Consider the following 20,567-nt stretch of genomic DNA (forward strand, 5'->3'; position numbering starts at 1 on the left):
AAGACATTCCCCAGTGTCTTTGAATAGCTTCCATCCCTAATTAAATTGACATAAATTGTCCCCTTCCTTTGACCATCCTATGTGATGGTCTATTTTATTTTCTGAAATTTATTCTTTCTATAAACTACTGGAAAATCAGACTATTCATATAAAAACAAATAAAACCTTGCGAAATATTCAGAAAATATTGTTAAAATAGGGATTTTTTCGGTACAATTCATTTAGAAAGTAATTGTACAAAAACAGGGGGGGATTTTATTGAAGCAAACAAAAGCGATCTTACTTGCATTGTTTCTTGGTCTAATTGTTGGACTCACTTTAAATTTAGCTGCACCATCTATTTTTGAACCTTTAAATCAATATGTGTTTAACCCAATTGGCCAACTGTTTATTCGACTCATTAAAATGCTAGTTGTTCCTGTTGTATTCATTTCCATCGTACTAGGGGCTGCTGGTCTTGGAGATCCGAAACAACTTGGAAGAATCGGTTTAAAATCAATTTCATTCTTTCTCGTCACAACAGCAGTTGCTATCTCTATTGCAGTGACATTTGCACTTATCATCAAACCAGGAACTGGCGGTAACTTTAAAACAGACGGGCTTACGTATGAAGGTGCAAAAACTGAAACATCTTTCGTCGATACATTGCTGAATATTGTGCCAGATAATCCAGCTAAAGCGATGGCTGATGGTAACATGTTACAAATTATTGCCTTTGCTGCATTAATCGGACTCGGTTTAGCTGTTTTAGGAAAACGAGTTCAAGGTATCCATTCATTACTTGAACAGGGCAACGAATTAATGATGTATCTTGTTAATCTCGTTATGAAATTAGCCCCAATTGGAACATTTGGTTTGCTTGCTTCATCCGTTGGTAAAATGGGGCTTGCAGGCGTCGCTGCGATGTTCAAGTATATGATAGTCGTTATGTTAGTACTCATTATTCACGGTGTCTTCATATATGGCGGCTTATTAAAGATATTAGCAAAAGAAAGTATTATTCGTTTCTTTAAACATTTCGGACCAGTAATGGCAATTGGATTTAGTACATCTAGCTCTAATGCATCTCTTCCATTCGCAATGAAAACGGCACAAGAAAAACTTGGAGTTTCAAAAGCGATAAGCTCCTTTGTACAACCACTAGGTGCAACGATTAATATGGATGGCACTGCCATTATGCAAGGTGTGGCAACTGTATTTATCGCTCAAGTGTACGGAGTTGAACTTACATTAGCACAATTAGCCATGGTCGTATTAACTGCTGTACTAGCTAGTATCGGCACTGCTGGTGTACCAGGTGTTGGACTTGTAATGCTTACAATGGTTTTAAATCAAGTAAACCTACCAGTAGAAGGTATTGCTTTAATTATCGGTATTGATCGCATCCTAGATATGTCTAGAACAGCTGTAAATATTTCCGGTGATGCAATTTGCGCAATGATTGTCGCAAAATCAGAAGAAAAATATAATACAGATCAATCGGCAGCATCTTAAATCAAAAAAGGAGTGAAATGATTCACTCCTTTTTTGATTTACTTCCTTTTTTTGAACGATATTCTTTCCCTTTATTATCGTTACCAGTTTCGAATTCAGTACTAAATTCCTGATTAAACTTTCCTGATTTTGGTGAACCTTGATTCGCGCTTCCTTTACTACCATTACGATTCGTCATATTTCTCCCTCCTTCCATTATTAGTAGTATGGCGCTCTATCTTTTTTCATACACATTTTATTTTTATAAGCTATTACACAAGAAAGAAGACCTTCCACATATAAGGAAGGTCTTCTTTTCCACTAGGTAAACGTTTTCTCGTTTGTAATTAATTAAATAAGTTTTTGGGAAATAGAAATCATTACATTCATTTCATCTTCTGAAAGTGCGGAAAATCTTTCTTGTAAGTATCGTTTTTTCGCCTCTTCCATTTTCGCAACTAAATCTTTCCCTTGTTCTGTAATCTCTAAATATACAACTCGGCGATCTGATGTAGAACGTGAACGGGTTACGAAACCTTTATTAATTAATTTTTCTGTAACAGCTGTAATATGACTATTCGACACATTTAACTCATTAGCGACACGTGATACCATTTCTTTATTTGTACGATTCAATATTCTAAGGACGATGAACTCATTCCACGGTATGTAACCACCAAATATTTTTCCAATGTCATTACGCAACGTGCGAAACATCGCAAAAACATTTGTCGATAGTTCTTCCATTAATTGTTCTCTATTTTGAGACAACTTTGACAGCCCCTTTTATTTCATTTAGTTAAATAAAAACCTTATTAATAATTTTACATGAAATCTTACTTTTTGTCACCTTATTTTCCCATAATTCGTAGTTTTTTAATATGCATTTCGTGATACAATAAACTTGATTTTCCAGAAAAAGGAGTTTAAGTAATGAGTGAGGAAGACAAATTTTCTAATCTCAGTCTAAAAGATAGGGCTATCGTTATTAGTTTTGTTGTTTTTATTCTCATCACATTTTTTACATTTATATTTTTTGTATATGTAGGAATCTTTCAAATTACGGGTATAGAATACTCTTCACGAACAGCTATACTACTCTTTTTTTTACTTATTCTTTTATTAGATGGTATTACATATTTTATATTCATTTTCTTTAAATCGCTCCTACAGCCAATGATGACAAGTATGCCAAATTGGCTCTCAATTGCTCTTCTCTCCATTATTGAAATTACACTAGATTGGTTCGTCATTCATACTGCCGACGACTGGATAGAGAGCGTACAAATGTCCAACATAGCTGAACTATGTGTCGCACTATTCCTTTACACACTAAATATATTATTTAGTGATAAGAAAGAGTAAGAATACAAGCTTTTCTATATAAAAATTGGTACAATAAAAGCAAATCATACTAAAGAGGTGTTAATTATGAACTTACAACAATGGGCTGATAAAGGCATGTCCTTTGATACATATGTAAATGAAATGAAAGTAAACCAATATGAGCTATTACATATTTACAATAACTTTTTAATTCCAAATGAATTACTCCCAGTTTTAGAAGAACGCCAAAATGATGGCTGGCGTGTTATCGTATTAACAGCCGACTGGTGCGGAGACGCTCTTTTATGCGTACCTGTTATGAAACGAATTTCTGAAGTTGCAAATATTGATATGAGCTTATTAATTCGTGATGAAAACTTGGAATTAATGGATCAATACTTAACAAATGGAACAGCACGTGCAATTCCAATCTTTATTTTCATTGATAAAGACGGAAATGAACAAGCTGTCTTTGGACCACGCGCTCCAAAAGTACAAGAATTAGTAACTTCAATGCGCGCTAAATTGCCTGAAAAAGAAGATCCAACATTCGAAGAAAAACAGAAAGAAATGTATGCTAATTTCCGTGCTACATTAGCTGATGATACTTCTCTTTGGGAACATGTAATGGAAAGTATGATTGAAAAAATAGTAAAATAAAAAAACTGCCGAAATCGGCAGTTTTTTTTTGCAAAATCATAATCTTTTTTTCTGAGAATATGCAACATCTACGCACTCTGCTAAACGCTCCATCTCACCCATATATACCGCACGCGTCATCCATCCAGTCAACTTGTACATAATCTTATATATAAAGTTCTTCGGTTCAAATTCTACGATTAAAGTAAGCGATGTACCTTCTTCATCCTCTTCTAACATATAAGTTGCAGCAGTATAACCTTGTTTCATTTCACATCCAACTGATACGATATACGGTTCATCATACTCTAAAATTTCCGCCTCAAATTCATATATTTTCTTCCCCATTTTTTGCACAGATATATATTTATCACCTTCACGAGGTTTTTCAACATCTATATTTGAAGGATACCTATTTTCTACCATAAAGGTACTCCATTCTAGTATTTTCTCGTCATTATGTACATAATCAAACACAACATCAATTGGTGCCGGAATTATTATCTCTATTGCAAAACTCACTAAACTGCTCCTCTCAAATACCCTATAAATTTTCTCTATATTAATGTAACAAAATCATTATGTCATATTTTACATAGTGAAATACAAGTAAATGAGAGCAAAAACTTTATTTTCTCCTGCTATAAAAGAAATACTCTATAGAGTAGACTTTTTCAAGCGTCTAATCTATAGAGTATTTCTGGTGATTTCTTCTTACATAATGAAGAAGAAATAGAATACCGCAGCTAAAATGAAACGATAGTAAGCAAACGGTGTTAGTTTTACACGTGCTAATAATTTTAAGAATGAAACAATTGCAAGCATCGCAACAACAAATGCTGTAATAAATCCTGTTGCAAATAACGGTATATCAGCTGTACTTAATATATCCCAGCTTTTAATTAAATCTAAACCACTTGCAGCTACCATCATTGGAACTGCTAAAATGAACGTATATTCAGCTGCCGCTGTATGAGACACGCGAGCTAATAAACCACCACTTATTGTTGATCCAGAACGAGAGAACCCTGGCCAAAGCGCTAAACATTGGAACATTCCAATTGTAAATGCTTGTTTATATGTGATTTCATCTAACGTTCTTGCTGTACTTGGTTTTGAAAACTTCTCAGCAACAATCATTAAAATACCACCAGCTATTAAACTAATGACAACTGGTCCTGGACCAAATAAAACTTTTTTAATTGTACTATGGAATAATACGCCAAGTATGCCAGCAGGAATCATCCCAATAATAATATGTAATAAATTCAACGACGGTCCGTCTGTTACTTTACCTATGCCAACTAAAGACCATAAACGCTTCCAAAATATAACAACAACTGCTAAAATCGATCCCAATTGAATAACAACTTCGAAAACTTTCGCTCTCTCGTCGTCAAATCCAAGTAAATGACCTGTTAAAATCATATGTCCTGTTGATGAAACTGGTAAAAATTCTGTTAAACCTTCAACAGCACCCATGATTATTCCAATTAACCAATCAGCCACGAGTAGTGCCTCCTTAATAACGAATATGTAATTTTTTCACACCTTATCATAATACCTTATCCCTTTTCAATGTGCATCCTTTTTTTATTGCTTATATATATACTGGTGCGTATTTCTTTTTTATTTTTTGATTAAATTGTATGATAGGAAGGATTGTTTTTTTATCGGAAAGGGGATTTTATGAAAGAAACTACTTCATTCTCACAAAAGCTAAAACACTTTGTATTACTATTCTTCCCGATTTTCGTAACCCAAATGTCATTATTTGCAATGAGCTTTTTTGATACGACAATGTCCGGACATGCCAGTCCAATTGATTTAGCAGGTGTGGCTATCGGAACAAGTATATGGCTCCCAGTTAGTACAGGATTAACAGGGGTTTTAATGGCTACTACTCCTATTGTTGCCCAACTCATTGGATCCAAGAAAAAAGAGGATGTTCCTCACGTTGTCATACAAGCAGTTTATTTAGCAGTTTGCGCTAGCTTCGTTGTTATCCTTATTGGCTTCTTCGTTGTTCCACCTATTTTAAATGGCATGCGATTAGAAGAACCTGTTGAACGTATTGCAGCACAATTTTTAAGTATTATCGCGATTGGAGTTATCCCATTATTTACTTATACTGTTTTGCGTGGATTTATTGATGCATTAGGAAAAACTCGAACAACGATGATCATTACATTACTATCATTACCGATTAACGTAGTATTAAATTATGTATTAATTTTTGGGAACTTTGGTTTCCCTAAACTCGGTGGTGTCGGTGCAGCAATTGCTTCTGCAGCAACCTATTGGTGCATTTTAATTATTACCGTCATTATTATTCGTACGAAAGAGCCATTCGCATCTTTTAATATTTTTAAACAGTTATATCGTCCTTCTCTTTCGAGTTGGAAATCATTTTTAAAACTTGGCGTCCCTATCGGATTTGCTATCTTTTTTGAAACGAGTATTTTCGCTGCAGTTACACTAATGATGAGTAACTTTAGTACGACAACAATTGCAGCGCATCAAGCAGCTATGAACTTCGCTTCCTTGTTATATATGACTCCTTTAAGTTTAGCAATGGCAATGACGATAGCAGTTGGATTTGAAGTTGGAGCAAAACGATATGATAGCGCAAAACAATATGGATTTATCGGCATTGGATTAGCCCTTGCTTTCGCTCTTTTCTATTCGATTCTTCTTTATTTCTTTGATGATGGAATTGCATCTATTTATACGACAGATGCAAATGTTCACCATTTAGCAAAAGAGTTCCTTATATTTGCGATTTTATTTCAAATTTCAGATGCAATTGCAACTCCTGTACAAGGAGCACTACGTGGTTACAAAGACGTAAATGTTGCCTTAATTATGACATTAGTCGCTTATTGGGTAATAGGTCTCCCTCTCGGTTACATATTAGCAACATATACCGACTGGGCAGCAAAAGGATATTGGATTGGTCTTATTATCGGTCTAGCATTTGGTGCTAGCTTCCTTCTAATCCGTCTCTTCCAAGTTCAAAGAAAATATACAACACAAAACAGCCGCTAACGCTAGAGCGGCTGTTTTCTTTATGCATATTTTTTCTTGTAACGTATAACATAATGAAAAAGAAAGGTGGATACATATGGACGAAAAAGAAAAAGATCAATCATTCGATGAAGAATTCGCCCCTGAAATCTCACCTGGATACCAGCAAGATATACATAAACCACCTAAATATAAAAACGCTTCGTTTTTAATGGGCATTACCATTTTCGCTGCTGTATTACTCGTACTCATTATTTTCGTCTATTTTTAAGGAAAGGTGACATATTATATGAAGAAACAAGATTCAAATCACTCAAAAAGAACTGTGAAAACGGAAAAAGGATATGCAGGCGATTCTGTTTATACACAGAAACAAGTGGAACAAGGAAATGTATACATTGCTCAAAAAGAACTTGGTCAACAAAATGAAAATCTTTAACCCCCTCTACTCCTCGAGGGGGCTTTTTATCCCGCTATTTGTGGACAGTAAGAGTGAACACCTTACTGATTAAAGTTTCACTTTATTGTACGTACTGCTTTTGTTCGAGCACCCTAAATATATTATTAACCTTTACAACTTTCACGTCATAATTTACTTTCATTTCACTTCTCTTACCATTTTCAGTACCCGCAACATACGCTACAGCATGATAGAGAAAACTCTCATCCGTCACTTCACGTATCTCCTCGTTTGTAAATTTATACTCTAAATCTCGAAAACGATTTGGATAATAATTTTGTATTAATTGTTCATATCCCCTACTTACAAATATCTCTTCGCCTTTTCGCTTCACATCTTCTTTATTATGAAACTCAAACACTGATAATTGTGCTGTCACAAAGTGCTCTCCTACTTGTTTCATTTCTTTATGAGTTAAAGTTTCTATACTTTTATTCTTTAATTCCTTATTTAACTCGTACTGATCTATCGATTTAAAGGTAGCGAAAACTGCCTCTTTATATGACCAAAACAAACCAAAAGCGATACATATAGAAATGATTACTATTCTTTTCTTCACCATACACCCCATCCCTATTCATAATGTTAGTTACATATTAACATATAGAATGAAAATTCTGATATTATAAAATGGAATATCAGAATTTTAACTTAGAAACGAGGAACGATTATGGACTCTTACAAACAGTATATAAAACAGGCTCTGCCTAATCTTTCTATACATTCATATAAACAAAATGAAGAAGGATGGGATAATATAGCGGTTATAATTAATGACGACCTACTGTTTCGTTTCCCACGAAAACAGGAATATGCTAAACGAATTCCGTTAGAAAAAAACTATGCACACTTCTCTCTCATTCGCTACAAGAAATTGAGGTTCCAAAGTATCACCTATTATATAAAAAGGGTACTGATACTATTCCGCTTTGTAGTTACTATACTCTCATTCATGGTGAACCGTTACAAAAAGAAATAGTTACCACACTAGAGAAACAAGAATTGAAAGCAATCATTACACAATTAGCTACTTTCCTTGCGGCACTACATAATATTCCTGTAAAACAAATTACAACGTTAGGATTTCCAATTGAAAAAACAATTACCTACTGGAAAGAGCTACAAACAAAATTAAATCAGTATCTTACTAACATGTTTACTTCATTACAGAAATCAGCCTTACATCATTTATTCGAAAATTTCTTTGCATGTATAGCTACATCCACTTTTCAAAATACAATTATTCACGCCGATTTTACACATCATCACATTTTATTTAATAAGCAGAACAAGAATATTTCAGGGATTATCGATTTTGGTGATGCTCAAATTGGAGATCCTGCCTTTGATTTTGCCGGGCTCTATTATGATTTCGGACGTGAATTTACAACATCTGTATACGAACAATACAGTACAATTATTTCTCACCACGATCCATTACTCATTCACCGTATAACTAGTTTTTATCAATACAGCCCTTTACTACATAATATTATTTATAACTTTGAAACAAAGAATGCGCTTAAATTCATAGCAGATACAGAACAGCTAAAAGCGATATTACAGGGACGAGATTAAATTCTCTCCCTATATTCTTTCTCCTCATACATCATTAACTTTTTATCCATTTCAACAATAACTTTGTACAATTGAAATGCCTGTAAAATTTGCAGTTGAATTCCAAAAGGAGCATTTTGTTCTTTTAACCATTGAAATACTTTCGTTTCATCTTTCATTGATTATTCCTCCTCTTATAAAGTGAAACTTTAATCAGCGGGGGCATCCCCCACTGATTATTAGCCCGCATTAAAATCTGCTACAAATATACCGTAAATGATGAAAAGCTTTTCATGTCAATAACAAAAAGGATGCAAATTGGCATCCTTTAATGTACGATATTTTCCTTCTGCTTCGCTTCTTCCTTTACTTCTTCCCCCTGGCATTCACTACGAAAAGCACAACTCGTACACTCTGAACGAAAATCACGCTCTGTATAGTGCTCAGGTTGCTGTAACATTTCTTTCATTCTAAATAAATCATCCATTCCAGTTATAATATCTTCCTGTTTCGGAATGTATTCATACTTAGTTCCTTCCATTAAATTAATAATTTCAATTTTCCCTGGAAGAATGCCGAAAGCTTTATAACTGAATACTGTCATTAACTTCTGACAAAGAGCTAGCATTTCCTCATCCGCATCAATAACATATTTTTTAATTACAAATGACTCTGTACTCCACTCACCAACTTCAAATGTCAATGACATGTGGACACCTAACTCTTCCATATATGTTTGAAACTTCTCATACAAAAACAATGGTGGCGTCTGACTATCATCTCTTTCAACAAACTGTAATAAGTGATCAGTTAGCTTTGCTAATACAATATAGTACCCCGTCTTCGAAGCAAACATACTAATCCTTACCTTTTTCCAATACTTTTCTATTAATATTAAAAGCACAATTTTCGTTTGTTGGCTCGCAGGTAGCATGTAATACTCATTAATAATTTGATTCACAATCATTTGTGCTATTTGTTGCCATTCAAATGAAGAAGGTTCTCTTCTTTTTATATGACGGAAATAAAATTTATGTGGACAACGCATAAAATCATACAAATGATAATCTGTCATCGTTTTTATTGCGATTTTCTCATGCAATTGCTCTTCATCTCCCTTCTGCCATTAAGAAAGGTGTTTTACGAATTCAGCTCCAAACTGTAAACATTTTTCTACATCTTCATCTTCTGGCGTTAATTCTACTTTTAGTCCTTCTAACACAACTGCTGCTCCGCGTTCCTGCAGCTTTTCTATTAAAATATCAACCGCTACTCCGTATTTTGGATAAGCCGAATCACAAGAACCGAATGCCGCTGCTTTTTTACCAGTTAAATCAATAGAATCCATTGCATCATAAAAATCTAAGAAGTCGTCTGGAAGATCCCCGTCTCCCCAAGTATAAGCGCCTAAAATAATACCATCATACTGTTCTAATATAGAAGCTTCTGGTGAATCCATAATATCAATAACTTCAATCTCATTCTCTGTTTCACGAATGGCGCCTGCAATATGATCTGCCATTTCCTCTGTATTTCCACTCATACTTGCATAAATCATTACTAGCTTACTCAACTGAATCTCTCCCTTTACTATGTATCGCTTTTTCTGTTTGCATTTTATTCTTCTCATCTACATATTCAGAACGAATTACATTTCGTTGCCATTCCATATGCTGATCAACATCTTTATTTTTATTTTTTAATCCCCTTCGCAGAAGGTGATATTTTTTTCTCATTAACATGTCGCATCCATTCCATTGATAATAATTATCAATTTCAACTGTAACATTAGATTAATTGAAATTGATTATCAAAGTCAATAACTATTTTTAAAAAAATGATTAAAATGTACAAGCTTGTCCGTTAGCTATTCATATACTATAAATGAGCATAGTTCTTTCTCAGCCCTCTCTGACGGAAAGAAATAAAAGCAACTGCGATAGAGCGCAGTTGCCTTTTTTTATATGCACCTATGATTTTAGTAGTCTTATGGCCGCCTCTAAAAATAATTCCACTCCATAAATTAAAGCTGATTCATCTACATCAAATTTTGGATGATGGTGCGGATAACAAGTATTATCCTCTTGATTCCTCGTCCCCAATTTAATGAAGCAACCCGGTGCTTTTCTTAAATATGCTGAAAAATCTTCTCCCCCCATAGAAGGTTCAAGCTTCACAACACGCTCATTCCCGAACAAATGTAGTGCGCTTTCTTCTACCACTTTTGTAATATATTCATTATTAATAACAGGATCATATCCGTAACGATACGTATATGTGTAATCCCCTCCATGTGCTTTTGTAATTCCTTTCACGATTTGTTCAATTTTCTCTTCTGCTTCCAATCTTAACGTTTGATTAAAAGAACGCACAGTTCCCATTAAAGTTGCCGTATTGGGAATAATATTGTCAGCCTTTCCCCCATGAAATTGCGTAACTGAAACTACCCTCTGCATAAAAGCACTTGTATTTCTTGATACGATATGTTGTAAATTTGTAATAATCTGCGCTCCAATAGCAATAGGGTCTATCGTTTCTTCTGGCCGCGCTGCATGCCCTCCTTTACCGTGAATTTCAACTGTAAATACGTCTGGTGCTGCCATCATCGGCCCATATACAATTCCTATCTTCCCGCTTTCCAATCCAGACATAACATGTAAACCTATTACATAATCAACACCGTCCATCACACCCGCCTCAACCATTTCCCTAGCACCACCAGGATATACCTCTTCTGCATGCTGAAAGAATAGACGAATTTCCCCTACAAACTCTTCCTTCATATTTGACAGCGCCTCTGCTGTACTTAACAAAATAGCCGCATGTGCATCATGCCCACACGCATGCATCCTTCCTTTATGAACAGATGTATAAGATTTACTTGTCTCCTCTTGAATTGGTAAAGCATCAATATCAGCTCGAATCGCAACTACTTTACCTTGTTCCACACCCCTTTTAATTGCTAATACACTGTATTTCGTTGGCCTTGTTACTTCAAAAGAAGAAAATGAACATAACGTATCATATATAAATTGCGAAGTTTCTTTTTCATGAAACGATAATTCCGGATACTTATGAAAATGCCGTCTCCATTTCATAATATTTTCTTCTGAAATAAGACTCTTCCACACTCTATTCATGATAATTTCCTCCTTTTAAAAAAGAGCTAGAAATTTAAAGTTTACTCAGCCTTTGTTGATTGCATGAAAAAACAAATATTATATTTTTCACGCCTTCTCACAATCCACTTTTATGTATTCATACAATCCACTTTCTATTTACATGTCAAACCCATTACAAATTCATGCCGAATGTAATATAATTGCTAAGTTAGGGATTTTCTTTTTTAGTATTTAGTGCTAATATCAGAAAAGAGCCTTTTGTCTTATTTTTACCTAAAATGTGGAATTTTGTTTTTTTCACAATAATGTAGGACATGATACCTACAAAGAGCTATTATTTCATTAAGAGAGGGAAAGACATGGAAAGATTAAAAGAGATATGGTCTCGACCACTCACACAATGGGTTGCAAAGACGGTTTATTATCTTGCAATTTTATTTGCATTACTTTGGTTGTATGGATTCCATGATACAAACACAAGTACATTTATTTACAATGAATTCTAGGGTGGGAACGTTATGAAGTTATTAGAACAAATTGAAAAGTGGGCTGCAGAAACGCCTGATCAAACCGCTTTTGTTTGGCGAGATGCGAAAATTACGTACAAACAATTAAAGGAAGATTCTGATGCGTTAGCACATTGGATTTCTTCTGAATATCCAGATGATCGTTCACCAATTATGGTGTATGGCCATATGCAACCTGAAATGATTATAAACTTTTTAGGGTGTGTAAAAGCTGGACATGCTTACATTCCTGTAGATTTATCTATCCCAGCTGATCGCGTACAACGTATCGCTGAAAATTCTGGTGCGAAATTACTTTTATCAGCTGCAGAAGTAACTGTAACTGATTTACCAGTTCGCATCGTAAGTGAAGACAACTTAAAAGATATTTTCTTTACTCATAAAGGGAACATTCCAAATCCTGAACATGCGGTAAAAGGTGATGAGAACTTCTACATTATTTACACATCAGGAAGTACAGGTAATCCGAAAGGGGTTCAGATTACTTATAACTGCCTTGTTAGCTTTACAAAATGGGCTGTAGAAGATTTCAACTTACAAACAGGGCAAGTATTCTTAAACCAAGCACCTTTCTCATTCGATTTATCTGTAATGGATATTTACCCATCATTAGTAACAGGCGGTACACTTTGGGCAATCGATAAAGATATGATTGCACGTCCAAAAGACTTGTTTGCTTCTCTAGAGCAATCGGATACTCAAGTATGGACTTCAACACCATCTTTCGCTGAAATGTGTTTAATGGAAGCATCTTTCTCTGAGAGTATGCTACCAAACATGAAAACATTCTTATTCTGCGGTGAAGTGTTACCAAATGAAGTGGCTAGAAAACTAATTGAGCGTTTCCCGAAAGCAACAATTATGAATACGTACGGTCCAACAGAAGCTACTGTTGCTGTAACAGGTATTCACGTTACAGAAGAAGTGCTTGATCAATACAAATCACTTCCAGTTGGCTACTGTAAATCAGACTGTCGCCTTCTTATTATGAAAGAAGATGGTACAATTGCACCTGATGGTGAAAAAGGTGAAATCGTAATTGTCGGTCCAAGTGTAAGCGTTGGATATTTAGGAAGCCCTGAATTAACAGAAAAAGCATTTACTATGATTGACGGTGAGCGCGCCTATAAAACAGGCGATGCTGGCTATGTAGAAAATGGTCTTCTATTCTATAATGGTCGTCTTGATTTCCAAATTAAGCTTCATGGTTATCGAATGGAATTAGAAGAAATTGAGCATCATCTTCGTGCGTGTTCTTACGTAGAAGGAGCAGTTATTGTTCCGATTAAAAAAGGTGAGAAATACGATTATTTATTAGCGGTTGTTGTTCCTGGAGAACATTCGTTTGAAAAAGAATTCAAATTAACATCTGCAATTAAAAAAGAACTCAATGAGCGATTACCAAACTACATGATTCCACGTAAATTCATGTATCAATCTTCTATTCCAATGACACCAAATGGAAAGGTAGATCGCAAAAAATTATTGAGTGAGGTTACAGCATGACCGCATATGGATCATTTTATTTTTTCGCTATAGTGGGCATTTTATTAATACCTACTATCATAGCTGGATTAAAAGGTAAAATGTTGCGTAAATATAATGCCGTTTTAACATTAGTCATGATTGCTATTATCTTCTCGGATAAACCGAAGCAAGCAATGATGTTAGCTGCATTTATTATTTGGCAATATGTCCTTATTAAAGGCTATTTAATTTTAAGAAAACAAAATAATAGTACATTCACGTTTTGTATAGCTGTTATTTTATCGATTTTGCCTCTTATTTTGGCAAAAATCGCACCGTTTGCATCGTTTTTACCTGAGTTAAAACTTGTTGTTTTTCTAGGTATATCTTACGTAACATTTAGAGCAGTTCAAATGGTATTTGAAGTTCGTGATGGTTTAATTAAAGAACTTTCTTTCTTTAACTTCTGGGAATTCGTTCTATTCTTCCCTGCGATTTCAACAGGACCTATCGATCGTTACCGAAGATTCCAAAAAGATATTCAAAAACCACCTAGTGCAGAAGAATATCAAAATTTACTATATACAGGGTTAAACCGTATTTTCCAAGGTTTCTTGTATAAATTTATTATTGCTTACTTAGTAAAGCAATACTTTATGGATCCAGCATTTGCTCAACAAGATACAATCCTTTCAAATATGATTTACATGTATAGCTATAGCTTATATTTATTCTTCGACTTTGCTGGTTATAGCTCATTTGTAATTGGTGTAAGTTATATGATGGGAATTAAAACGCCAGAAAACTTTAATAAGCCGTTTATTAGTCGTAACATTAAAGACTTCTGGAACCGCTGGCACATGAGTTTATCATTCTGGTTCCGTGACTTTATTTACATGCGTTTCGTCTTTTTTGCAACGAAGAAAAAGTTAATTAAGAACCGTTACACTATTTCGTATATCGGTGCATTTTTAAACTTCTTCATTATGGGAATTTGGCACATCCAAGGAAGCGCTGTTGCGCAGTATGTTATTTATGGTCTATATCATGCTGCACTGTTTATTCTATTCGATATTTTCGAACGAAAAAACAAGAAGCATAAGTTTTGGCCAAACAATAAATTTACACACGTCCTTGCGATTGTAATTACGTTCCACGTTGTATGTTTCGGTTTCCTTATTTTCTCTGGACACCTTAACAGATACTTTTAATGCACCCTTCTTATTCTATTAAGAAGTTGCACATATAATATATTCGGATATAAAGGAGATTTTAAAAATGGCAGAATTCAAAGAGCAAGTATTAGATATTTTAGAAGAAGTATGTGAGAACGATATTGTGAAAGAAAACTTAGATGTTCAATTATTTGAAGAAGGTATTCTTGATTCTTTCGCTGTAGTATCTTTATTAGTTGAATTCCAAGAGCGTTTAGATATTGAAGTTTCTATTTCTGATTTTGACCGTGACGAGTGGGCTACACCAAACATGGTTATTAAGAAGTTGGAAGAAATCCGATGAACAAAGCAAAATTTGGTCCGATGCTTTTAGCATTGGCCCTTTTTGCTGTATTCTTACTTATTCCGACGCGCTTCCTACTTCCACTTTTAAGTGATGAAAAAGTAGAACAAGCTGCAACTTCTTTGAAAGAAGAAAAGATTCAAAGTATGATTTTACAGCAAAAGATGTTAGCAGATCCGAAATATCTTCCGATGTACGGTTCATCGGAATTCGCACGTATGGATGCTTTCCATCCATCAAATTATTTCAAAGTAAAGCCTGAAGGGTTCACACCATTCCTTCTTGGACGCGGCGGAACACAAGACCTTGTACACGTATTAAACTTTGCATCTACAATGGATCAATTGAAAGACAAGAAAATGGTATTCGTTCTTTCTCCGCAATGGTTTGTGCCACAAGGTATTGATGAAACACACTTTGCACCTAACTTTTCAAAACAACAAGGCTATCATTTCCTTTTCAATGATGACTTAAAGCCTGAAATGAAAAAACAAATTGCAAAGCGTTTATTAAACTTTGAGATCGTTAAGAAAGAAACTTTACTTAAAGTTTCGCTTGAAGGTATCGCTTATGATGATACAAAGCATAAAGTAAAAGCACTTGCTGCTAAACCTTTCGCTTATGTGTATCGTAACATTTTAGATCGTAAAGATTTATTTACAGCAATGTTTGATATTAAACCGCATAAAGAAAAACTTGACCCTTCATTAAAACAAATGAACTGGGATGAAGCTCGTAAACATGCGGATCAAACAGGTGCAGCAGAATCAGGGTCTAATGAATACGGTATTGAAGACGATTACTTCAATAGCAAAATTAAGAAGAAATTAAAGCAGCGTGAAGGCTACTTAAAAAATGATGCTTATGACCAATCACCAGAGTATGAAGACTTACAACTTGTACTTGATTTATTAAAACAATCTGGTGCAAAACCACTCTTCATTTCTGTTCCTGTAAAAGGTCCTTGGTACGATTACGCTGGATTCCCGAAAGAACGCCGCGAAGCGTACTATAAGAAAGTTCATGAGCAAATTGAGAAAGCTGGTTATCCAATTGCCGACTTCTCAAACCATGAATATGATAAATACTTCTTAAAAGATCATATGCACTTAGGTTGGAAAGGCTGGGTTTACATCGACGAGGCCATCCAACAATTTTATAAAGCAAACTAATGAAAAGACCGCTTGAACTATTCAAGTGGTCTTTTTCTATATACATTTTGTAATTGTTCCATTACATCCTCTGCTTCTTTCACGACCCGCTCCACTACGTGCTGAGCTGGCTCAATTCTTGCTAATGCCGATGCTTGTCCCGCCCAAAGTGACATATATTCTCCCTTGTTTTGCGTCGCTGCTTCTTGGCGTATTTTAGAAGTTAATACGTTTTGCACTGGATACATCGGAAGCCCTTCTTCTTTTCCTTCGTGTCTCTCTATAAATTCATTACGAATACCCCGTGCATATTTCCCGGAAAACGCACGAGTTACAATTGTACTGGTATCTGTACTTTTTAATACAGCCTCTTTATATACGTCATGTGTAATACTTTCTTCACTCGTTAAAAAAGCTGATCCCATTTGAACAGCTTCTGCCCCTAACGCAAATGCTGCAACAAGCCCTTGTCCGTTCATTACACCACCTGCTGCAACAATTGGGATATGCGGAACTGCCGCTACTAACTGCGGAATTAACGCAAACGTACCAATCATTGCATCTTGTTCTTTCCCAATAAACGTTCCTCTATGACCTCCTGCTTCGCTACCTTGCCCGGCGATAATATCTACCCCTAGCTCGGCAAGTGCTCTCGCTTCTGCTACATGAGTCGCTGTTCCGATGACTTTTATTCCTCTTCTTTTTAATTCATCTATTTCTTCTTGTTCTAACGTTTGGAATGCAAAGCTAACGACCGGTACCTTTTCTTCTACTAACACTTGTAATTGTTCTTTATAACTTTTGGGAAGGTTTACTACATCCTCTTCCTCAATACCTAACTCTCTATTCACTCCATTAAGTAAGACTTTCGCCTCATTTATCTTCTCTTTTTCTATCTGCACCTCTTTCGTTAACAGTAAATTAACACCGAAAGGCTTATTTGTTAGTTCCCTTATTTTATAAATCGCTTTACGAATTTGTTCTGGGCTCATATAGCCTGCTCCAAGCGTTCCTAATCCTCCGCTATTACTTACAGCTGCAACAAGTTCTGGCGTTGTAATGGCACCCGCCATACCTGCTTGAATAATGGGATACTTAATTTGCAATATGTCTATTACTCGACTTGTAAACATCATTTCCCCTCCTATCCCCCTTATATCTTCTTTATTTGACAAGCTTTCCCCTTCTTTTACAAGGGTTGAACTTCATATGAAGCGAATATATTGAAAGAGAAGGAGGCTGAAAACAATGATTTATCCAAATGCGTTAAAACATGGTGATACAGTAATGATTATTGCACCGTCTGGTCCACCTACAATTGAAAGTGTATTAAAAGGTGTAAATGTATTACAAGAGATGGGATTATCCGTAATAATTGGGAAGAGTATTTATGAAAAGTATGGGTATTTAGCTGGAAGTGACCAAGTTCGTCTTGATGATATACATGAAGCCTTTACAAATAATGAAGTAAAAGCAATTTTCTGTGCACGAGGTGGTTACGGAAGCGCTCGTCTTCTCCCTCACATTCAATATGAAATCATTCAACAAAATCCAAAAATTTTTTGGGGATACAGCGATATTACAGCTTTACATACTGCTTTTTCACGTTATGCAAAGCTTGTTACGTTTCATGGTCCGATGATTGAAGAAGTAGGCAAAGGTATAGATTCTCTCTCTTTATCTTCTTTCAATCAGCTCTTCCACCCGTATTCTTCTATCTTATCTGCATCAGAATGTATCGTACCTAGCTCAGCCTGTACAGCTACCGGTACATTAGTTGGAGGGAATTTAGCTGTTTTAACAAGTGTAATTGGTTCACCCTATGAAATAAGTACAGCCAATACACTTTTATTGCTTGAAGATATCGGGGAAGAACCATACCGCATCGATCGTATGTTAAATCAACTACTTTTATCTGGAAAGTTTAATGAATGCAATGGCGTTATTTTTTCAAGTTGTCATGATTGCACCCCTTCTAAACCATCTCAATCATTGCAAACAATATTATATGAATATTTCATGCCATATGATATACCTGTCCTATTCGGTTTACCGATTGGACATATAAATCCAAATATCGGTATTCCCCTTGGAGCTACAGCAACAATAAATACAAATAATAAAACACTCTCTATTTCTTCAGGCGTAGCACTCCATGTTTAAATTAAAAAGGAAAAGCAATTAAGCTTTTCCTTTTACTTATAATAATTAAAAATTCGTCCAGATGCGATATCTGCAATTTCTTCCGGAATAAATGTTTTACTTATATCAGTACCAACATTTAATACAGCTGTTGCATCCTTCTCAATGCCACCAAATAATTCTTTTCCACGTATCGTAATAAGGGGTGTACCTTCTGGCAACACATCTTTTACAAATTTCAATTGTGTAAAGAACGGAACGATCCATCTACCCTCTCCTTGGAAATGACGCAAACGAAGTGTTCCTTCCGTTGCCCCGTCTTCTGCTTCAAGTGAACCAGCAACATAAAACTCCGTTGATAAGAGCAATTCATAAAATTCCTTTTGCTTTTGTTTATCCTCACCTGCTAAAACGAGTACTTTTTCTATTTTCTTTACTGAAATTTGCTCCATATGATGCCACCCCTATTTTCAAAATGATTATACTTAGATTATACGAAATATTCTTATTTTTTTCTACATAATTCCGTAATTATTTTCTTAAAATAATTTTAAGATATCTTCAGTCGTAACGATTTTAGCAAATTCATCATGTAAGTTTACAAGTGTCATATTGTGAATGTCCTCTGCACTATACTCTGCCCCGTCCAGACCTTTCCGATTGAATGTAGCCGTCGCATCGCTCACTAAATACGTTGTAAATCCTAAATTACCTGCCATTCGTGTTGTAGTCTCCACACAATGATTTGTTGTTAATCCTACAATCACTACCGTATTACATTTTTTCTCTCTTAATTGTTCTTCTAAATTTGTCCCAATGAACGCGCTATTAACGGATTTCTGGATAAGTATTTCATCTCGCAGTGGTTTCACTTCTTCTTTAAAGTTTACTGTTTCTGCTTGTTGATAAAACATCGACTGAACATTTTCTTTATTTACATGTTGAATATGAAAAACTGGTCGCTTCCTTCTTCTCCATTCTTCTAATAAACTTTTCATATTTTCTTCAGCAAAAAGATTATTTCTCTCCCCCCAGTATGGTAATTGAAACGCCTTTTGTACATCAATTATGATAAGTGCTATTTGATTAATCATCATTTTCTCCTTAATTTGGTTGTAGTTGAAATACAAAACCAAATTGCTGCGACGCAGTAATAAAACAAATATAAGCACACAGTTCTACAATTTCTTTTTCCGTCCAATATTGTTTTAATACATGAAACATATTATCATCTATCGCCTTTCGATCATGAACAAATGTATGCGCAAAAGTAACGGCTACACTAATCTCCTCTGCCTTTTGCACATCATCAGGTCTTCCCTTTGCCATGCAATACGGACATTCATTCCCATACGCTAATGTTCTTCTCACTTGCTCCTTCAACTCTGCTGAAAGTGTTCCTTTATTGTACAGTGTATCCTCTAACGTACTCCACGAATGTAATATGTCTGGATTATGGCCTAATAACTTTTGAAACTTTGTATCTCCTACATTTGATAATGAAATTCTCTCCATCATTTCCCCTCCTATTTCCTTCTATTTTATTGTAAAATAAATGAAGTTCACTTTACATTTCATATGAATCTTAATTCATATTTTTTCTTTACAAAAATTATCATTTTGCTGGAGGTATATTTACAAATGCAACTAGACCGTGTTGATCGAAAGATTTTAAATGAATTATATAATGATAGTCGCCTTTCCATGCGCGAATTAGCAAAGCGAGTAAACTTATCCGCTCCGTCTACTACAGAACGTGTTCGTAAACTTGAAAGTGAAGGAATTATTCAAAAATACACAATCGATATTGATTATAAAAAAGCAGGACTTGTTTTAGATTGTATTTTAGAAATCACTTTAAAAAATGGTGATACAACACGTATGCAACAGTTTATCCAATCTTATCCATCTGCAAGTTTTTGTTACCGGGTAACAGGAAGCTTATGCTACATTGTAAAAATTTCTGTTCCTTCACTCGTTGAACTTGAAGAATTTATCAATGATGTTTCTTCATATGCAACGACAGTTTCTCATATCGTATTATCAGAAGTATCTCTTACTCCAGACATTGAGCATATCTTCCCAGAAAATTAATTTATTTTTATCACGCTATTTGTTGGCAGTAAAACTCCCACCTCAAAATTCAGTTGTAGCCAAA

Annotated in this window: 27 protein-coding genes and 1 pseudogene; 14 read left to right on the top strand and 14 right to left on the bottom strand. The window is 35.0% G+C overall.

What is annotated here, in order from left to right; genetic code table 11:
- The first annotated feature begins 258 nt into the window (after window positions 1-258).
- Window positions 259-1,494: a dicarboxylate/amino acid:cation symporter gene (locus JDS92_RS02125; RefSeq protein WP_098710937.1), complete on the top strand. Its 1,236-nt coding sequence runs from the start codon at window positions 259-261 to the stop codon at window positions 1,492-1,494.
- Between the two features lie 22 nt (window positions 1,495-1,516).
- On the opposite strand, the gene JDS92_RS02130 is transcribed toward JDS92_RS02125, so the two are convergent.
- Both JDS92_RS02130 and JDS92_RS02135 read right to left on the bottom strand, forming a co-directional pair.
- Complete coding sequence (locus JDS92_RS02130) at window positions 1,517-1,672, bottom strand: hypothetical protein (protein WP_000184925.1); 156 nt, start codon at window positions 1,670-1,672, stop codon at window positions 1,517-1,519.
- Between the two features lie 152 nt (window positions 1,673-1,824).
- Window positions 1,825-2,244, bottom strand: coding sequence for a MarR family winged helix-turn-helix transcriptional regulator (locus JDS92_RS02135; protein ID WP_000081437.1), 420 nt, complete (start codon window positions 2,242-2,244; stop codon window positions 1,825-1,827).
- Between the two features lie 162 nt (window positions 2,245-2,406).
- On the opposite strand from JDS92_RS02135, the gene JDS92_RS02140 reads away from it, so the two are divergent.
- Both JDS92_RS02140 and JDS92_RS02145 read left to right on the top strand, forming a co-directional pair.
- Complete coding sequence (locus JDS92_RS02140; protein WP_199631454.1) at window positions 2,407-2,838, top strand: regulatory YrvL family protein; 432 nt, start codon at window positions 2,407-2,409, stop codon at window positions 2,836-2,838.
- 33 nt (window positions 2,839-2,871) lie between these two features.
- Entirely contained in the window at window positions 2,872-3,459 is a 588-nt protein-coding gene (locus tag JDS92_RS02145; RefSeq protein ID WP_106080497.1) for a thioredoxin family protein, read from the top strand.
- 36 nt (window positions 3,460-3,495) lie between these two features.
- Here JDS92_RS02145 and JDS92_RS02150 read toward each other — a convergent pair whose 3' ends face one another.
- Both JDS92_RS02150 and uppP read right to left on the bottom strand, forming a co-directional pair.
- Complete coding sequence (locus tag JDS92_RS02150) at window positions 3,496-3,960, bottom strand: SRPBCC family protein (RefSeq protein WP_098710939.1); 465 nt, start codon at window positions 3,958-3,960, stop codon at window positions 3,496-3,498.
- A gap of 192 nt (window positions 3,961-4,152) precedes the next feature.
- Entirely contained in the window at window positions 4,153-4,947 is a 795-nt protein-coding gene (gene uppP / locus JDS92_RS02155) for a bacitracin resistance undecaprenyl-diphosphatase (protein ID WP_000796244.1), read from the bottom strand.
- Between the two features lie 180 nt (window positions 4,948-5,127).
- Between uppP and JDS92_RS02160 the strand changes: the two genes are divergently transcribed.
- From JDS92_RS02160 to JDS92_RS02170, 3 genes are all read left to right on the top strand, one after another.
- On the top strand, window positions 5,128-6,486 hold the full coding sequence (locus JDS92_RS02160) for an MATE family efflux transporter (protein WP_000665538.1): 1,359 nt from the start codon (window positions 5,128-5,130) through the stop codon (window positions 6,484-6,486).
- Window positions 6,487-6,562: 76 nt separating this feature from the next.
- Window positions 6,563-6,736, top strand: a complete 174-nt coding sequence (locus JDS92_RS02165; protein ID WP_000343554.1) for a hypothetical protein — start codon at window positions 6,563-6,565, stop codon at window positions 6,734-6,736.
- Window positions 6,737-6,754: 18 nt separating this feature from the next.
- Window positions 6,755-6,904 (top strand): hypothetical protein, encoded by a 150-nt coding sequence (locus tag JDS92_RS02170; RefSeq protein ID WP_000743729.1) that lies wholly within the window; start codon window positions 6,755-6,757, stop codon window positions 6,902-6,904.
- 82 nt (window positions 6,905-6,986) lie between these two features.
- Here the strand turns inward: JDS92_RS02170 and JDS92_RS02175 are convergent, their stop codons facing one another.
- Window positions 6,987-7,496 carry a hypothetical protein gene (locus JDS92_RS02175; protein ID WP_002038211.1) on the bottom strand — a complete coding sequence of 170 codons (510 nt, stop codon included), beginning with the start codon at window positions 7,494-7,496 and terminating at the stop codon, window positions 6,987-6,989.
- Window positions 7,497-7,595: 99 nt separating this feature from the next.
- On the opposite strand from JDS92_RS02175, the pseudogene JDS92_RS02180 reads away from it, so the two are divergent.
- A pseudogene (locus JDS92_RS02180) lies at window positions 7,596-8,503 on the top strand (aminoglycoside phosphotransferase family protein).
- Here the strand turns inward: JDS92_RS02180 and JDS92_RS02185 are convergent.
- From JDS92_RS02185 to JDS92_RS02205, 5 genes are all read right to left on the bottom strand, one after another.
- Window positions 8,500-8,661, bottom strand: coding sequence for a hypothetical protein (locus JDS92_RS02185; protein WP_000651091.1), 162 nt, complete (start codon window positions 8,659-8,661; stop codon window positions 8,500-8,502). The pseudogene JDS92_RS02180 and the gene JDS92_RS02185 sit on opposite strands and share 4 nt — an antisense overlap.
- Before the next feature lie 149 nt (window positions 8,662-8,810).
- Complete coding sequence (locus tag JDS92_RS02190) at window positions 8,811-9,584, bottom strand: hypothetical protein (protein ID WP_098710940.1); 774 nt, start codon at window positions 9,582-9,584, stop codon at window positions 8,811-8,813.
- Window positions 9,585-9,608: 24 nt separating this feature from the next.
- Window positions 9,609-10,055 carry a flavodoxin gene (locus JDS92_RS02195; RefSeq protein WP_000041161.1) on the bottom strand — a complete coding sequence of 149 codons (447 nt, stop codon included), beginning with the start codon at window positions 10,053-10,055 and terminating at the stop codon, window positions 9,609-9,611.
- On the bottom strand, window positions 10,048-10,218 hold the full coding sequence (locus JDS92_RS02200) for a hypothetical protein (protein WP_001228174.1): 171 nt from the start codon (window positions 10,216-10,218) through the stop codon (window positions 10,048-10,050). The genes JDS92_RS02195 and JDS92_RS02200 overlap by 8 nt, the downstream gene beginning before the upstream one ends.
- Window positions 10,219-10,452: 234 nt before the next feature.
- A complete protein-coding gene (locus JDS92_RS02205; protein WP_001082805.1) occupies window positions 10,453-11,622 on the bottom strand; it encodes a M20 metallopeptidase family protein in 1,170 nt (389 codons plus the stop codon).
- A gap of 341 nt (window positions 11,623-11,963) precedes the next feature.
- Between JDS92_RS02205 and JDS92_RS02210 the strand changes: the two genes are divergently transcribed.
- The 5 genes from JDS92_RS02210 to dltD all read left to right on the top strand — a co-directional run bounded on the left by JDS92_RS02210 (window position 11,964) and on the right by dltD (window position 16,288).
- A complete protein-coding gene (locus tag JDS92_RS02210) occupies window positions 11,964-12,110 on the top strand; it encodes a teichoic acid D-Ala incorporation-associated protein DltX (RefSeq protein ID WP_000440293.1) in 147 nt (48 codons plus the stop codon).
- 12 nt (window positions 12,111-12,122) lie between these two features.
- Window positions 12,123-13,637, top strand: a complete 1,515-nt coding sequence (gene dltA / locus JDS92_RS02215; protein ID WP_000770500.1) for a D-alanine--poly(phosphoribitol) ligase subunit DltA — start codon at window positions 12,123-12,125, stop codon at window positions 13,635-13,637.
- Window positions 13,634-14,809: a D-alanyl-lipoteichoic acid biosynthesis protein DltB gene (gene dltB / locus JDS92_RS02220; RefSeq protein ID WP_000127935.1), complete on the top strand. Its 1,176-nt coding sequence runs from the start codon at window positions 13,634-13,636 to the stop codon at window positions 14,807-14,809. Before dltA ends, dltB begins: the two co-directional genes overlap by 4 nt.
- A gap of 67 nt (window positions 14,810-14,876) precedes the next feature.
- Window positions 14,877-15,116, top strand: coding sequence for a D-alanine--poly(phosphoribitol) ligase subunit DltC (gene dltC / locus JDS92_RS02225; protein ID WP_000807310.1), 240 nt, complete (start codon window positions 14,877-14,879; stop codon window positions 15,114-15,116).
- Window positions 15,113-16,288 carry a D-alanyl-lipoteichoic acid biosynthesis protein DltD gene (gene dltD / locus JDS92_RS02230; protein WP_001030274.1) on the top strand — a complete coding sequence of 392 codons (1,176 nt, stop codon included), beginning with the start codon at window positions 15,113-15,115 and terminating at the stop codon, window positions 16,286-16,288. The genes dltC and dltD overlap by 4 nt, the downstream gene beginning before the upstream one ends.
- 17 nt (window positions 16,289-16,305) lie before the next feature.
- Here the strand turns inward: dltD and JDS92_RS02235 are convergent, their stop codons facing one another.
- On the bottom strand, window positions 16,306-17,400 hold the full coding sequence (locus JDS92_RS02235; protein ID WP_000495238.1) for an NAD(P)H-dependent flavin oxidoreductase: 1,095 nt from the start codon (window positions 17,398-17,400) through the stop codon (window positions 16,306-16,308).
- Window positions 17,401-17,515: 115 nt separating this feature from the next.
- Here JDS92_RS02235 and JDS92_RS02240 point away from each other — a divergent pair, with 115 nt between their 5' ends.
- A complete protein-coding gene (locus JDS92_RS02240; RefSeq protein ID WP_002038221.1) occupies window positions 17,516-18,430 on the top strand; it encodes a S66 peptidase family protein in 915 nt (304 codons plus the stop codon).
- A gap of 32 nt (window positions 18,431-18,462) precedes the next feature.
- Here JDS92_RS02240 and JDS92_RS02245 read toward each other — a convergent pair whose 3' ends face one another.
- From JDS92_RS02245 to JDS92_RS02255, 3 genes are all read right to left on the bottom strand, one after another.
- Complete coding sequence (locus JDS92_RS02245) at window positions 18,463-18,861, bottom strand: SseB family protein (RefSeq protein WP_000435260.1); 399 nt, start codon at window positions 18,859-18,861, stop codon at window positions 18,463-18,465.
- 87 nt (window positions 18,862-18,948) lie between these two features.
- A complete protein-coding gene (locus JDS92_RS02250; protein WP_000609834.1) occupies window positions 18,949-19,503 on the bottom strand; it encodes a cysteine hydrolase family protein in 555 nt (184 codons plus the stop codon).
- A gap of 10 nt (window positions 19,504-19,513) precedes the next feature.
- Complete coding sequence (locus JDS92_RS02255) at window positions 19,514-19,924, bottom strand: carboxymuconolactone decarboxylase family protein (protein ID WP_000439731.1); 411 nt, start codon at window positions 19,922-19,924, stop codon at window positions 19,514-19,516.
- 126 nt (window positions 19,925-20,050) lie between these two features.
- On the opposite strand from JDS92_RS02255, the gene JDS92_RS02260 reads away from it, so the two are divergent.
- Entirely contained in the window at window positions 20,051-20,503 is a 453-nt protein-coding gene (locus JDS92_RS02260) for an Lrp/AsnC family transcriptional regulator (RefSeq protein ID WP_001175506.1), read from the top strand.
- Window positions 20,504-20,567 lie beyond the last annotated feature (64 nt).

This window comes from Bacillus cereus group sp. N12 (assembly GCF_016483575.1).
Classification (GTDB): domain Bacteria; phylum Bacillota; class Bacilli; order Bacillales; family Bacillaceae_G; genus Bacillus_A; species Bacillus_A toyonensis.